At 71.9% G+C, this 13787-nt stretch carries 13 protein-coding genes; 4 read left to right on the top strand and 9 right to left on the bottom strand.

The genetic code is table 11. The annotated features are described in order from the left end of the window. The 3 genes from ACFY60_RS21780 to ACFY60_RS21770 all read left to right on the top strand — a co-directional run. Positions 1–287: acyl-CoA dehydrogenase family protein (locus ACFY60_RS21780; RefSeq protein WP_260321864.1), on the top strand; the 287-nt coding region annotated here is incomplete at its 5' end. 29 nt (positions 288–316) lie between these two features. Next, complete coding sequence (locus ACFY60_RS21775; protein WP_388612576.1) at positions 317–1102, top strand: electron transfer flavoprotein subunit beta/FixA family protein; 786 nt, start codon at positions 317–319, stop codon at positions 1100–1102. A 38-nt stretch (positions 1103–1140) separates the two neighbouring features. Further along, positions 1141–2097 carry an electron transfer flavoprotein subunit alpha/FixB family protein gene (locus tag ACFY60_RS21770; protein WP_388612575.1) on the top strand — a complete coding sequence of 319 codons (957 nt, stop codon included), beginning with the start codon at positions 1141–1143 and terminating at the stop codon, positions 2095–2097. A 109-nt stretch (positions 2098–2206) separates the two neighbouring features. Here the strand turns inward: ACFY60_RS21770 and ACFY60_RS21765 are convergent, their stop codons facing one another. The 4 genes from ACFY60_RS21765 to ACFY60_RS21750 all read right to left on the bottom strand — a co-directional run bounded on the left by ACFY60_RS21765 (position 2207) and on the right by ACFY60_RS21750 (position 5823). Further along, complete coding sequence (locus ACFY60_RS21765; protein WP_388612573.1) at positions 2207–2590, bottom strand: zinc ribbon domain-containing protein; 384 nt, start codon at positions 2588–2590, stop codon at positions 2207–2209. Between the two features lie 119 nt (positions 2591–2709). Continuing rightward, on the bottom strand, positions 2710–3417 hold the full coding sequence (locus ACFY60_RS21760) for a TetR family transcriptional regulator (RefSeq protein ID WP_309058214.1): 708 nt from the start codon (positions 3415–3417) through the stop codon (positions 2710–2712). Positions 3418–3526: 109 nt separating this feature from the next. Next, a complete protein-coding gene (locus ACFY60_RS21755) occupies positions 3527–4288 on the bottom strand; it encodes an SDR family NAD(P)-dependent oxidoreductase (RefSeq protein WP_388612570.1) in 762 nt (253 codons plus the stop codon). A gap of 380 nt (positions 4289–4668) precedes the next feature. Continuing rightward, positions 4669–5823: an acyl-CoA dehydrogenase family protein gene (locus tag ACFY60_RS21750; RefSeq protein ID WP_388612568.1), complete on the bottom strand. Its 1155-nt coding sequence runs from the start codon at positions 5821–5823 to the stop codon at positions 4669–4671. A 114-nt stretch (positions 5824–5937) separates the two neighbouring features. Here ACFY60_RS21750 and ACFY60_RS21745 point away from each other — a divergent pair, with 114 nt between their 5' ends. Next, the gene (locus ACFY60_RS21745) at positions 5938–6543 is read left to right on the top strand and encodes a TetR/AcrR family transcriptional regulator (protein WP_352062417.1); all 606 of its coding nucleotides are present in this window, start codon (positions 5938–5940) and stop codon (positions 6541–6543) included. A gap of 184 nt (positions 6544–6727) precedes the next feature. Here the strand turns inward: ACFY60_RS21745 and ACFY60_RS21740 are convergent, their stop codons facing one another. The 5 genes from ACFY60_RS21740 to ACFY60_RS21720 all read right to left on the bottom strand — a co-directional run bounded on the left by ACFY60_RS21740 (position 6728) and on the right by ACFY60_RS21720 (position 13506). Then, complete coding sequence (locus ACFY60_RS21740) at positions 6728–7864, bottom strand: XdhC family protein (protein ID WP_388612565.1); 1137 nt, start codon at positions 7862–7864, stop codon at positions 6728–6730. Positions 7865–7911: 47 nt separating this feature from the next. Further along, positions 7912–9378, bottom strand: coding sequence for an NCS2 family permease (locus ACFY60_RS21735; RefSeq protein ID WP_388612563.1), 1467 nt, complete (start codon positions 9376–9378; stop codon positions 7912–7914). A gap of 227 nt (positions 9379–9605) precedes the next feature. Next, the gene (gene pucD, locus ACFY60_RS21730) at positions 9606–12005 is read right to left on the bottom strand and encodes a xanthine dehydrogenase subunit D (RefSeq protein ID WP_388612561.1); all 2400 of its coding nucleotides are present in this window, start codon (positions 12003–12005) and stop codon (positions 9606–9608) included. 2 nt (positions 12006–12007) lie between these two features. Further along, positions 12008–12613 carry a (2Fe-2S)-binding protein gene (locus ACFY60_RS21725; protein ID WP_388612559.1) on the bottom strand — a complete coding sequence of 202 codons (606 nt, stop codon included), beginning with the start codon at positions 12611–12613 and terminating at the stop codon, positions 12008–12010. A gap of 2 nt (positions 12614–12615) precedes the next feature. Beyond that, positions 12616–13506 (bottom strand): FAD binding domain-containing protein, encoded by an 891-nt coding sequence (locus tag ACFY60_RS21720; protein WP_388612557.1) that lies wholly within the window; start codon positions 13504–13506, stop codon positions 12616–12618. Between the last annotated feature and the right edge of the window lie 281 nt (positions 13507–13787).

Raw genomic sequence — 13787 nt, 5'->3', positions numbered from 1 at the left:
TCGCCGACATGGCCATGAAGCTCGAGGCCGCCCGCCAGCTCACCTACGCCGCCGCCGCCAAGTCCGAGCGCGTCGATGGCGACCTCACCTTCTTCGGCGCCGCGGCCAAGTGCTTCGCCTCCGACGTCGCCATGGAGGTCACCACCGACGCCGTCCAGCTCCTGGGCGGCTACGGCTACACCCGTGACTACCCCGTCGAGCGCATGATGCGCGACGCCAAGATCACCCAGATCTACGAAGGCACCAACCAGGTTCAGCGCATCGTGATGGCCCGCAACCTCCCGTAGCACCCACGACCCCCGGAAGGAGACAGGCCGTGACCCTGAAGATCGCTGTCTGTGTGAAGTACGTCCCCGACGCGACCGGCGACCGCGGTTTCGCCGACGACCTGACCGTCGACCGCGACGAGGTCGACGGGCTGCTCTCGGAGCTCGACGAGTACGCGGTCGAGCAGGCCCTGCGCATCTCCGAGGAGGCGGACGACGCCGAGGTCACCGTCGTCACCGTCGGCCCTGACGACGCCAAGGACGCCCTGCGCAAGGCGCTGTCCATGGGCGCCGACAAGGCCGTGCACGTCAACGACGAGGCCATCCACGGCTCCGACGTCATGGCGACCTCCGCCGTCCTGGCCAAGGCCCTGGAGAAGACGGGCTTCGACCTGGTCGTCTGCGGCATGGCCTCCACCGACGGCACGATGGGCGTGCTGCCCGCGCTGCTCGCCGAGCGTCTGAGCCTCCCGCAGATCACGCTGCTGTCCGAGGTCTCGGTCGAGGACGGCCTCGTGAAGGGCCGCCGGGACGGCGACGCCGCCACCGAGCTCCTGGAGGCCCCGCTGCCGGCCGTCGTCTCGGTCACCGACCAGTCGGGCGAGGCGCGCTACCCCTCCTTCAAGGGGATCATGGCCGCCAAGAAGAAGCCGGTCGAGGAGCTGGAGCTCGACGACCTGGACATCGACGAGGCCGAGGTGGGCCTGGCCGGTTCCTGGACCCTGGTGGACTCGGTCGCGGCGCGCCCGGCCCGTACGCAGGGCACGATCGTCACCGACGAGGGCGACGGCGGCAAGCAGCTGGCCGCCTTCCTCGCGGCCCAGAAGTTCATCTGACCGACCGTCAGCCAGACACCACTCAGGAGCAACGAATCATGGCTGAGATCCTGGTTCTCGTGGACCACGCCGACGGTGCGGTCCGCAAGCCGGCCCTCGAACTGCTCACCCTGGCCCGCCGGCTGGGCGAGCCCACCGCCGTCGTGCTCGGCGCGGGCGAGGCCGCCGCGTCGATCGCCGCCACCGCCGGGGAGTACGGCGCGGCCACCGTGTACGTCGCGGACGGCGCCGAGTTCGCCGAACAGCTCGTCGTGCCGAAGGTCGACGCGCTCACCCAGATCGCGAAGGAGAAGGAGGTGGCCGCCGTCCTGGTGACCTCCTCCGGCGAGGGCAAGGAGATCGCGGCCCGGGTCGCGCTCCGCCTCGGCTCCGGCCTCATCACCGACGCGGTCGAGCTGGAGGCCGGCGAGAACGGCCCGGTCGCCACGCAGTCCGTCTTCGCCGCCTCGTACCAGGTGCGGTCGACGGTCTCGCACGGCGTCCCGGTCATCACCGTCAAGCCGAACTCCGCCGCCCCGGAGGCCGCCCCGGCCGCCGGCACGGTCGAGAACGTCACCGTCGCCTTCACCGGCAACGCCGCCAAGGTGGTCTCGCGCACGCCGCGCGTCTCCAGCGGCCGCCCCGAGCTGACCGAGTCCGCGATCGTGGTCTCCGGCGGCCGCGGGGTCGGCGCCGCGGAGGGTTTCGGGGTCGTGGAGAAGCTGGCCGACTCGCTCGGCGCGGCCGTCGGCGCCTCCCGCGCCGCGGTGGACGCGGGCTGGTACCCGCACTCCAACCAGGTCGGCCAGACCGGCAAGCAGGTCTCGCCGCAGCTGTACGTCGCGGCGGGCATCTCCGGCGCGATCCAGCACCGGGCGGGCATGCAGACCTCCAAGACGATCGTCGCGGTCAACAAGGACCCGGAGGCCCCGATCTTCGACCTGGTCGACTACGGCGTCGTCGGTGACCTCTTCGAGGTGCTGCCGCAGCTGACGGAGGAGATCGGCGCGCGCTGACGCGGCGCCGCCGGTCCGGTGCCCGCCCGAGGACGGACACCGGACCGGCGGCCGAAGCACCGAGGGGCGGGTGGCACTCTGTGCCACCCGCCCCTCGGTGCTCGCGCGCTCAGATCCAGCCGTCCAGCGGGACCTCCTCGCAGAGCCGGACGACCGGCCTGCGGCCGGAGGAACCCGCTCCGGCGAGCTTGACGCGGACGCCGGGCCGCACGGCGTGGAGGGGTCCGTCGACCCGGCAGCGGACGACGAAGCCCTCCGCCATGTGCACCGGCCAGAGGTCCGCCTCGGCCGCGGTGGTCCCGCGCCGTACGGAGATCACGCCTTCGCCCTCACTGAGTTCGGGGACGAGGTCCGTCGACCCGCAGGTGGGGCAGAGCAGGCGCTGGAACGTGGTGTTCCGGCACCATCGGCAGCGCTGGAAGTAGAGCTCGGCCTCGTCGGCCTGCTCCTCGGTCCGGACGGCGGTCCCGCTCCTCGATCCCGTGTGGAACACGATGCCTTCTCCTCGCACTCGGCGGCTCGACCGTGCATGGAGCAAAGATATGGCACTGAGTGCCATCAAATAAAGACCTCAGTTCCCTGAATTCGAGATACTGAGGACCCTCGGACGTCTCAGCCCTCGCCGAGGCTCGACTCCACCTCGCGCACCACGCGCCACATGGGCGTGGAGCGCTTGGTGATGACCACGACGACGTCCTCGGCCTCCTCCGCCGGAGCGTCCGCCACCGCGTCCGGGCTCCAGGTCGCGCGGACGAACTCCAGCGCCCGGTCGACCTCGGCCAGCGGGTCGCCCTCGCCGCCGGAGCGCAGCCAGTGGCGCAGGGCGTGGTTGTGGGCGGCCACGACGGCGGCGGCGGCCACGTTGGCGCGCAGCGTGCCGTCCCTGCGGTCGGCCCAGCGGGTGCGCAGGTAGTCGCCGAGGGTCTTCTCGTACCGCCAGACCACCGAGAGTTCGTACGTGCGCAGCCCGGCCACCTCCCGGGTGAGGCGGTAGCGCTGGACGGAGAAGGTGGGGTTCTCCGCGTACATCCGCATGACGAGCCGGGCCGCGTCGCACACCCGGACCATCGGGTCGTCGGTGTCCGCGCTCGCGGCGAGGAAGCGGGTCATGTCGTCGAGGCACTGCTCGTGGTCGGGGAAGACCACGTCCTCCTTCGACGGGAAGTACCGGAAGAACGACCGCCGGCCGACCCCGGCGAGGGTGACGATGTCGTCCACGGTCGTCTGCTCGTAGCCCCGCTCCAAAAAGAGGCGGAAGGCCGCGGCGATGAGGGAGTCCCGCATCGCGGGCTTCGTGGAGTTCGTCGACGCTGTTCCCATGCCCCGAACCTAACACCGGGAACGGGTCGGCGCGGCACTCGGTGTCGGTGATCGCCGACACCGAGTGCTGTCAGGAGGGTACGGAGGTTCCCCGGGGGCCGCGAACGGCTCAGCGGGGGGCCATGCGCAGCGCGCCGTCCATCCGGATCGTCTCGCCGTTGAGGTAGTCGTGCTCGGCGATCATCGTGACGAGGCGGGCGTACTCCTCCGGACGGGCGAGGCGCTGCGGGAAGGTCACGCCGGCGGCGAGACCCGCCCGGATCTCCTCGCTGAACCCGGCCATCATCGGGGTGTCGACGATGCCCGGCGCGACGGTCACGACGCGGATGCCGTACTGCGCCAGGTCGCGGGCGGCGGTGAGGGTCATGCCGGCGACGCCCGCCTTGGAGGCGGCGTACGCGATCTGCCCCACCTGGCCCTCGAAGGCGGCGATGGAGGCGGTGTTGACGACCAGGCCGCGCTGGCCGTTCCCGTCGGGCTCGTGCCGGGCGATGGCCTCGGCGGCGAGCCGCATCACGTTGAAGGTGCCGACCAGGTTCACGTCGAGCACCGTGCGGAAGAGGTCCAGGTCGTGCGGGCCCTTGCGGCCCAGGACGCGCGCGGAAGGGGCGATGCCGGCGCAGTTGACCGCGAGCCGGAGCTCCGCGCCGTCGGCGTCGATCGCGGCGAGCGCCGCGCGGACCTGCTCCTCGTCGGTGACGTCGGCCGCCAGCAGCCGGACGCCTTCCGGCAGCGGGCCCGCGGCGGCGACGGCCTTGTCCAGGTCGAGGCCGTAGACGGCGGCGCCCCGGGCCGCGAGCGCGGCGGCAGTGGCGGCCCCGAGGCCGGATGCGGCACCGGTGACGAGAGCGGCGGAGCCGGCGATGTCCATGGAACTCCTCGTTGGTGTCGTGCGGGTGTCCCTGCCGCCGGGGTGGCCGGCGGCCGGGGGCGCGTCCCCGCGGGGGGGGACCGCGCGGTCTGCGCGATCTGCGCCGCTCACCATAGAACCCCAGGCCACACACCTGGAAGGGAAGATCGGGCCGATCGGCGGGCGAGGGCGCGAGCGGGTCCGGCGCGTCCTCGGCGGGAGGGCCGGGCGCGCCGGCTGTCACGGCGGGCCGGGAGGGGCGGAGGCGCCACCGGCCCCCGAACGTGCCGAACCCCGGCCTGCCCGCAACGGGGGAGTGCGGGCCGGCCGGGGTGGCGGTCCGAGCATACGCCCGATTTCGTTCAATCCGAAATCATCTCGATCGCTCCCCCGCGCGGCCCTCACGTCTGCGGCTGGGCGAGCCCCCGGCTGATGACCAGGCGCTGGATCTGGTTCGTCCCTTCGAAGATCTGCATGATCTTCGCCTCGCGCATGTAGCGCTCGACCGGGAAGTCACGGGTGTAGCCGTAGCCGCCGAGGACCTGGACGGCGTCCGTGGTGACCTTCATCGCCGTGTCCGTGGCGATGAGCTTGGCGGCACTGGCCTGGCGGCTGAAGGGACGGCCGAGGTCCCGGCGGCGGGCCGCGTCCAGATAGGTGGCACGCGCCGCGTCGACCGCCGCGGCCATGTCGGCGAGGAGGAAGCCGAGGCCCTGGTGGTCGACGATCCGGCGGCCGAAGGTGGTGCGCTCGTTGGCGTACGAGACGGCGGCGTCGAGCGCGGCCTGCGCGAGGCCCGTGGCGCAGGCCGCGATGCCGAGGCGGCCGTTGTCGAGGGCGCTGAAGGCGATCTGGAGGCCCTGGCCCTCCCGGCCGATGAGGCGGTCCTCCGCGATGAGGGCGCCGTCCCAGTACGCGGCCGTGGTCGGCACCGCCTGGAGGCCCATCTTGCGCTCGGGGGCGCCGAAGGTGAGGCCTTCGGCCTCGCCGGGGGCGAGGAAGCAGGAGACGCCGTGGCTGCCGGGGGCGGTGCGGGCGAAGAGGGCGTAGAACCCGGCCTTGCCGCCGTGGGTGATCCAGGCCTTGGTGCCGGTGACGCGGTAGCCGCTGCCGTCCTCCTGGCGCTCGGCCCTGCAGGAGAGCGCGGCCGCGTCGGAGCCGGCCTGGGGCTCGGAGAGGCTGTAGCCGCCGATGGCGCGTCCCTCCAGCATGGCGGGCAGCCAGCGTTCCTTCTGCTCGGTGGTGCCGAAGGCGTACAGGGGGTGGCAGGCGAGCGTGTGGACGCTGGTGGCGACGGCGACGGCGGCCCAGCGGGCGGCGAGCTCCTCCAGGACCTGGAGGTAGACCTCGTACGGCTGTCCTCCGCCGCCGTACTCCTCGGGGTAGGCCAGGCCCAGGAGCCCGGCCTCGCCGAGGGTGGCGAAGAGACCTTCGGGATAGGTCTCGGCGGCCTCGTGCTCGTCCACCCGCGAAGAGAGCTCCTTGTCGGCGATCTCCCGGGTGAGGGCGATGAGGTCCGCCGCTTCGGGGGTGGGAAGCAGGCGGTCGACATCCATGGCGACTCCATCGGCGCGCGAAGTGGTACTCGGCGGGGTACTTAAGTACCGCTTAGCGTAGCGGGCGAGGGGTGGGCCCACCACCCCCGGACGGGTGCCTGGAATACTGATCGGGTGATCGAGACCCGAGCCGCCGACGCCCCGAAGCTCACGGGCCGGGGCGCGGCGCGTCGTTCCGCCCTCTTCGAGGAACTGGTGGCGCTCCTCGTCGCCGAGGGCTTCGCCCAGCTGACCCTGGACGACCTCGCCTCCCGGCTGCACTGCTCCAAGCGGACCCTCTACGGCCTGGCCGACAGCAAGGAACAGCTCGTCAGGGCGGCGGTCGTGCACTTCTTCCGGCGGGCCACCGCGCGCGTGGAGGCGGATCTCGCCGCCGAGACCGCCCCGGCCGAGCGGCTCGCCGCCTACCTGCGGGCGGTCGCCGCCGAACTGGCGCCCGTCTCACCGCGCTTCTTCGACGACGTGGCCGCCTTCGAGCCGGCCGCGGAGGTGTACGAACGGAACACGCGCGCCGCGGCGGGCCGCGTCCAGCAGCTCATCGAGGAGGGGGTGGCGGCCGGCGTCTTCCGGGAGGTGCACGTGACCTTCGCCGCCGACGTCATCTCCTCGGTCATGGTCCGCATCCAGCGGCGCCAGGTGGCCGCGGCGACCGGCCTCGCCGACGCCGAGGCGTACGAACAGCTGGCCGAGCTGCTCCTCCACGGACTGCGCAAGGGCTGACCGGCCGCTCCCGGAGAGGCACCGAGGCGGCCGCGCCGGCCCCCCTGGCACGACGGTCAGGGCCCGGCACTCCGGCCCCGGCGCTCGCCGCCCCCTGGCGGCCTCCCCGCGCCCGTACACGCGACGGAGCACCCGGGCGGCGGACCGCCCGGGTGCTCCGTACTCGCGGCTGTCGGTACCCGGACTACGCGACCGAGCCGAGGCGGCCGTCCGGGGCGCGCGGGGAGTCGTGGTGGATCGGGGTGTGGGCGCCGGTCAGGGAGACGCCGCTGCCGCCGCGGCGGGCCGCGACGATCTCCGCGCCGATGGAGAGCGCCGTCTCCTCCGGTGTCCGGGCACCGAGGTCCAGGCCGATGGGGGAACGGAGCCGGGCCAGTTCGAGTTCGGTGACGCCGACCTCGCGCAGACGCTTGTTGCGGTCCTCGTGGGTGCGGCGGGAGCCCATCGCGCCGACGTAGGCGACGGGAAGCCTGAGGGCCGCCCGGAGCAGCGGCACGTCGAACTTGGCGTCGTGCGTGAGCACGCACAGGACGGTACGGCTGTCGGTCTCCGTGGACTCCAGATAGCGGTGGGGCCATTCGACGACGATCTCGTCGGCCTCGGGGAAGCGGGCGCGGGTCGCGAAGACGGGGCGGGCGTCGCAGACGGTGACGTGGTAGCCGAGGAACTTGCCGACCCGGACGAGGGCGGAGGCGAAGTCGATGGCCCCGAAGACGATCATGCGGGGGGCGGGGACCGAGGACTCGACCAGGAGGGTGACCGGCTGCCCGCAGCGGCTGCCGTCCTCGCCGATCTCGACCGTCCCGGTGCGGCCCGCGTCCAGGAGCGCCCGGGCCTCGGCGGCGGCGGTGCGGTCCAGCTCCGGGTGGCCGCCGAGCCGGCCCTCGTACGAGCCGTCGGGGCGGACCAGCAGGGCGCGGCCCAGCAGGTCCTCCGGCCCGGAGACGATCCGGGCGAGCGCCGCCGCCTCGCCGGAGGCGGCGGCCGCGAGCGCGGCGGGGAAGACCCCGCCGCGCACGGGGGTGACGAGGATGTCGATGACGCCTCCGCAGGTGAGACCGACGGCGAAGGCGTCCTCGTCGCTGTAGCCGAAGCGCTCCACGACGGTCCTCCCGTCCTGGAGGGCCTGTTGGCACAGTTCGTAGACCGCGCCCTCCACACACCCGCCGGAGACCGATCCGACGGCCGTTCCCTCGCCGTCGACGGCGAGGGCGGCGCCGGGCTGCCGGGGCGCGCTGCCGCCGACGGCCACCACGGTGGCGACGGCGACGTCACGGCCCTGCCCGACCCACCGGTGCAACTCCTCGGCGATGTCCAGCATCTCGGTTCTCCTCCGGTCGGTGTGGGGAGGGCTGCGGTGCGGCGGGATCAGCCGACGCCGAGCCAGCTCTCGATGGGGTGGATGGCGAAGTAGACGACGAAGACCGCCGTGAGGGCCCACATGAAGGCTCCCACCTCGCGTGCCTTCCCCTGCGCCGTCTTGATCACGGCGTAGGAGATGACGCCGGCGGCGACACCCGTGGTGATGGTGTACGTGAACGGCATCAGGACCACGGTGAGGAACACCGGGATCGCGACGGACCGGTCGCTCCAGTCCACGTGCTTGGCGTTCTGCATCATCATCGAGCCGATGACGACCAGGGCCGCGGCGGCGACCTCCTGCGGCACGATCGCGGTGAGCGGGGTGAAGAACAGGCAGAGGGCGAAGAAGCCGCCGGTGACCACGGAGGCCAGACCGGTGCGGGCGCCCTCGCCGACGCCGGTGGCGGACTCGACGAAGACCGTCTGCCCGGAGGCACCGCCCGCGCCGCCGATGACGCCGCCGGCGCCGTCGATGAAGAGGGCCTTGGACAGGCCCGGCATGCGGCCCTTGTCGTCGGCGAGCTTGGCCTCGGTGCCGACGCCCAGGATGGTCGCCATGGCGTCGAAGAACCCGGCGAGCACCAGGGTGAAGACGATCATGGTGACGGTGATGTAGCCGACGTCGCCCCAGCCGGTGAAGGAGACGTGTCCCAGGAGGGAGAAGTCGGGGGCGGAGACGGCGCTGCCGTCGAGCTCCGGCGGGCCGGAGAACCAGGCCTTGGCGGGGATGTCGGCGATCGCGTTGAGGACGACGGCCAGGACCGTTCCGGCGACGATGCCGATGAGGATGGCGCCGGGCACGTTGCGGGCCTGGAGCGCGAAGATCAGCAGCAGGGTGACGGCGAAGACGAGGACCGGCCAGCCGGCCAGTTCACCGGCCGGGCCGAGGACGACGGGGCCGCCGCCGGGCGCGGGGTTCTCGTGGACGAAGCCGGCCTTCACGAAGCCGATGATGGCGATGAAGAGGCCGATGCCGATGGTGATGGCGTGCTTGAGGGCCAGCGGGATGGCGTTCATGATCATCTCGCGGAGGCCGGTGACGACCAGGAGACAGATCACGGCGCCGTACGCCACCGACATGCCCATGGCCTGGGGCCAGGTCATGACGGGGACGACCTGCGAGGCCATGACACCGGAGACGCTCAGGCCGGCGGCGAGGGCGAGCGGCACCTTGCCCCAGAAGCCCATCAGCAGAGTGGTCGCGGCGGCGGCGAGGGCCGTGGCGGTGATCAGCGCGGGCTGGCCGAGCGCGTTGCCGTCGACGTCCTTGCCGCTGAGGATCAGGGGGTTGAGCAGGAGAATGTACGCCATCGCCATGAAGGTGGTGACGCCGCCGCGGATCTCCGTCGCGACGGTGGATCCTCTCTCCGAGATGTGGAAATACCGGTCGAGCCAGGAACGTCCGGCGGGGGTGCGCGAGCCGGAGCCCGCATCCTCGGCGGTGGTCCTGGGCTCCACTGACGACTGGGTCATGGGGCCTACTCCCAAGGTTCAAAGGGGCACCCGCATCAGCGCCGGGGCTCACCGTGCTGAAAAACCGCGGGATTTGGGATGGTGCGTGGGCTGCACGACCCGGGGGACGGCCCGAGACGAACGGGGTGCTGCGGGTCCCGGCGTACTGGGTGGGTACGGCCGGGCTCCGGGCGGTGCGGGCTGGGGACGCGTGACGTTCCTGGGAGGCACGCACCGCCCGGAGGGTCCTACAGGGTGCCGGTGAGCGCCTCGGGGCGGACCGGCGTCTTGTTCAGCTCCAGGCCCGTCGCCGCCCGGATCGCCGCGAGGACGGCCGGGGTGGACGACAGGGTCGGGGCCTCGCCGATGCCCCGCACGCCGTACGGCGCGTTGGGGTCGGCCAGTTCGAGGTAGTCGACCGGGATGGTCGGCGTGTCGAGGATGGTGGGGATGAGGTAGTCGGTGAAGGAGGGGTTGCGCACCTTCGCCGTCTTCGGGTCGACGATGATCTCCTCCATCACCGCGACGCCCAGGCCCTGGGTCGTACCGCCCTGGATCTGGCCGACGACGGACAGCGGGTTGACCGCCTTGCCGACGTCCTGGGCGCAGGCCAGCTCGATGACCTTGACCAGGCCGAGCTCGGTGTCCACCTCCACCACCGCGCGGTGCGCGGCGAAGGCGTACTGGACGTGGCCGTCGCCCTGGCCGGTGACGAGGTCGAAGGCCTGGGTCGGACGGTGCCGCCACTCCTCCTCGACCTCCACGGCCTGGTCCTCCAGGACGTCCGCGATGGTGGCGAGGGCCTCGCCGCCGTCGGTGACGACCTTCCCGCCCTCCAGGAGGAGTTCGGCGGTGGCCCACGCCGGGTGGTACGAACCGAACTTGCGCCGGCCGATCTCCAGGACCTTCTCGCGGACGATCTCGCAGGAGTTCTTGATGGCGCCGCCGGTCATGTACGTCTGGCGGCCCGCGGAGGTCGAACCGGCCGAGCCCACCTGGGTGTCGGCGGGGTGGATGGTGACCTGCTGGACACCGAGCTCCGTACGGGCGATCTGGGCGTGGATGGTGACGCCGCCCTGGCCGACCTCCGCCGCGGCGGTGTGGACGGTGGCGACGGCCTCGCCGTTGATGACCTCGAGGCGGATCTTCGCCGTCGAGTAGTCGTCGAAGCCCTCGGAGAAGCCGACGTTCTTGATGCCGACGGCGTAGCCGACGCCGCGCACGACGCCCTCGCCGTGGGTGGTGTTGGACAGGCCGCCCGGCAGCGCGCGGACGTCCGCGCCCTCGCCCGCGGACTCCCACTGGCGCTCCGGCGGCATCGGCCGGGCCTTGACCCGGCGCAGCAGCTCGGCGACCGGGGCCGGCGAGTCCACGACCTGGCCGGTCGGCATGATCGTGCCCTGCTCCATGGCGTTGAGCTGGCGGAACTCCACCGGGTCCATGCCCAGCTTCGCCGCGAGCTTGTCCATCTGCGCCTCGTAGGCGAAGCAGGCCTGGACCGCGCCGAAGCCGCGCATGGCGCCGCAGGGCGGGTTGTTGGTGAAGAGGCCGATCGCCTCGATCTCGACGTCGTCGACGACGTACGGGCCGACCGAGAGGGACGAGGCGTTGCCGACGACCGAGACCGTGGAAGAGGCGTAGGCGCCGCCGTCCAGGACGATCTTGCACTTCATGTGCGTGAGCTTGCCGTCCTTGGTGGCGCCGTGCTCGTAGTACAGCTTCGCCGGGTGCCGGTGGACGTGCCCGAAGAAGGACTCGTACCGGTTGTAGACCATCTTGACCGGCTTGCCGGTGCGCAGGGCGAGGACGGAGGCGAGGATCTGCATCGAGATGTCCTCGCGGCCGCCGAAGGCGCCGCCGACGCCGGCCATCGTCATGCGGACCTTCTCCTCGGGCAGGCCGAGGCAGGGCGCGATCTGCTCGCGGTCCGCGTGCAGCCACTGGGTGGCCACGTAGAGGTCGACACCGCCGTCCTCGGCGGGCACCGCGAGGCCGGACTCGGGGCCGAGGAAGGCCTGGTCCTGCATGCCGAAGGTGTACTCGCCCCGGACGATCACGTCGGCCCGCTTCGCGGCCTCGTCCGCGTTGCCGCGGATGATCGGCTGGCGGTGCACGATGTTGGGGTGCGGGACGTGCTTGGCGTGTTTGTCGGTGCGGTTCTCGTGCACGAGGATCGCGTCGGGGGCGGTCGCCGAGGCCTCGTCGGTGACGAGGGGCAGCTCCTTGTACTCGACCTTGATCTTCGCGGCGGCGCGGCGGGCGGTCTCCGGGTGGTCGGCGCCCACGAGCGCGACCGGCTCGCCGTGGTGGCGCACCTTGCCGTAGGCCAGCACCGGGGTGTCGCGGAACTCCAGGCCGTAGTTCTTCGCGGCCGGCAGGTCCTCGTGGGTCAGGACGGCGTAGACGCCGTCCATCGCGAGGGCCTCGGAGGTGTCGATGGACACGATCTCGGCGTGCGCGACCGGGGAGCGCAGGATCTGGCCCCACAGCATGTCCTCGTGCCACATGTCCGAGGAGTAGGCGAACTCGCCGGTGACCTTGAGGGTGCCGTCCGGGCGCAGGGTGGACGCGCCCACACCGCCCCGGGTGTGGTTCTGGGTGACCTCGGTGGGCGTGCCCACCGGTACGGTACGGGTGTTCTCAGCCATCGTCAGACCGCCTCTCCCTGGCGCTCCTGGCGAGCGGCCGCGAGGCGGACCGCGTCGAGGATCTTCTCGTAACCGGTGCAGCGGCAGAGGTTGCCGGAGAGCGCCTCGCGGATGTCCGCGTCCGAGGGGGACGGGTTGCGCTCCAGCATCTCGTCGGCCGCGACGAGCAGGCCGGGGGTGCAGAAACCGCACTGCACGGCGCCGGCGTCGATGAAGGCCTGCTGGATCGGGGAGAGTTCGACTCCCTCACCGGTCTGCGAGTCCTGGCCGGGCTTGGCCTCCCAGCGCTTGGCCTGGTCGAGCGAGGTGCCGCAGGCGCCGGAGGCGCAGCCGCCCCCGTGGCCGTGCTCCTCGCGCTGCTTCGCGTACTCCGCCAGGCCTTCGACGGTGACGACGTCCCGGCCCTCGACCTGGCCGGCGGCGACCAGACAGGAGCAGACCGGCACGCCGTCGAGACGGACGGTGCAGGAACCGCACTCGCCCTGCTCGCAGGCGTTCTTGGAGCCGGGCAGGCCCAGGCGTTCGCGCAGGACGTAGAGGAGGGACTCGCCCTCCCAGACGTCGTCGGCTTCCTGAGGACGGCCGTTGACGGTGAAATTGACGCGCATGGTTATGCAGCTCCCTCAAGCGTGCGGCCGGCGCCGCGGTACTGCTCCCAGGTCCAGGCGAGCTGGCGGCGAGCCATGATTCCGACGGCGTGGCGGCGGTACTTGGCCGTGCCGCGGACGTCGTCGATGGGGTTGGCGGCGGCGGAGCACAGGTCGGCGAACTGCTTGGCCACCGACGGAGTGATGATCTTGCCGTTGTCCCAGAAGCCGCCCTCCTCCAGGGCCGCGTTGAGGAACTCCTCGGCCTCCTTGGCGCGGATCGGGGTGGGCGCGGCCGAGCCGATGCCGGTGCGTACGGTACGGGTCTCCGGGTGGAGGGCCAGGCCGAAGGCGCAGACCGCGATGACCATCGCGTTGCGCGTGCCGACCTTGGAGTACTGCTGGGGGCCGTCCGCCTTCTTGATGTGGACGGTCTTGATGAGCTCGTCGGGTTCGAGGGCGTTGCGCTTCACGCCCGTGTAGAACTCGTCGATCGGGATGAACCGGCTGCCGCGCACCGACTCGACCTCGACCTCGGCGCCCGCGGCGAGCAGGGCCGGGTGGGCGTCGCCGGCGGGCGAGGCGGTGCCGAGGTTGCCGCCGACGCCGCCGCGGTTGCGGATCTGCGGCGAGGCGACCGTGTGCGAGGCGAGCGCCAGGCCCGGGAGCTCCGCGCGCAGGTTCTCCATGATCCGGGTGTAGGGAACGGAGGCACCGAGGCGTACGTTCTCCTCGCCGACCTCCCAGTCGCGCAGCAGCTCGATGCGGTTCAGGTCGAGGAGGTACTCGGGACGCCGGTGGTCGAAGTTGATCTCGACCATGACGTCGGTACCACCGGCGATCGGCACGGCCGTGGGGTGCTCGGCCTTGGCGGCGAGCGCCTCCTCCCAGCTGGCGGGGCGAAGGAAGTCCATGGTGGCTCTCTTCTAGATTCTGGTGATCGGGGGCGTACGCACGGGCCCGGGGATGGACGGCCGGCCCTCGACTTCGTGTTCATGTCCTGTTCACGCGGTGTGTGGCCTAGTACACAAGCCCCGTCGGCCCCGGTGTAGCCACCAAAAACATGAAGGAGTTGGCTGGGGCCCGTCGTCGTCTTGTAGATTCGAACGAAAGACGGAGAACAGAAACCTCTCCGTTTTCCCCTGGAAACGGTGGCACCACCGCACCGTCGACAACGCGACAGACACACCACAGA

The sequence above is a fragment of the Streptomyces sp. NPDC012827 genome, assembly GCF_042900905.1.
In the GTDB taxonomy this organism is placed as follows: Bacteria; Actinomycetota; Actinomycetes; order Streptomycetales; family Streptomycetaceae; genus Streptomyces; species Streptomyces gulbargensis.
Note: the sequence above shows the minus strand (reverse complement) of the source record. Positions and strands in the feature narration are given on the sequence as shown.

Coding starts and splice junctions, on each gene's coding strand:
- ACFY60_RS21770 (WP_388612575.1), top strand. CDS start 1,141: ATGGCTGAGATCCTGGTTCTCGTGGACCACGCCGACGGTGCGGTCCGC.
- ACFY60_RS21760 (WP_309058214.1), bottom strand. CDS start 3,417: ATGGGAACAGCGTCGACGAACTCCACGAAGCCCGCGATGCGGGACTCC.
- ACFY60_RS21755 (WP_388612570.1), bottom strand. CDS start 4,288: ATGGACATCGCCGGCTCCGCCGCTCTCGTCACCGGTGCCGCATCCGGC.
- ACFY60_RS21750 (WP_388612568.1), bottom strand. CDS start 5,823: ATGGATGTCGACCGCCTGCTTCCCACCCCCGAAGCGGCGGACCTCATC.
- ACFY60_RS21740 (WP_388612565.1), bottom strand. CDS start 7,864: ATGCTGGACATCGCCGAGGAGTTGCACCGGTGGGTCGGGCAGGGCCGT.
- ACFY60_RS21735 (WP_388612563.1), bottom strand. CDS start 9,378: ATGACCCAGTCGTCAGTGGAGCCCAGGACCACCGCCGAGGATGCGGGC.
- pucD (WP_388612561.1), bottom strand. CDS start 12,005: ATGGCTGAGAACACCCGTACCGTACCGGTGGGCACGCCCACCGAGGTC.
- ACFY60_RS21725 (WP_388612559.1), bottom strand. CDS start 12,613: ATGCGCGTCAATTTCACCGTCAACGGCCGTCCTCAGGAAGCCGACGAC.
- ACFY60_RS21720 (WP_388612557.1), bottom strand. CDS start 13,506: ATGGACTTCCTTCGCCCCGCCAGCTGGGAGGAGGCGCTCGCCGCCAAG.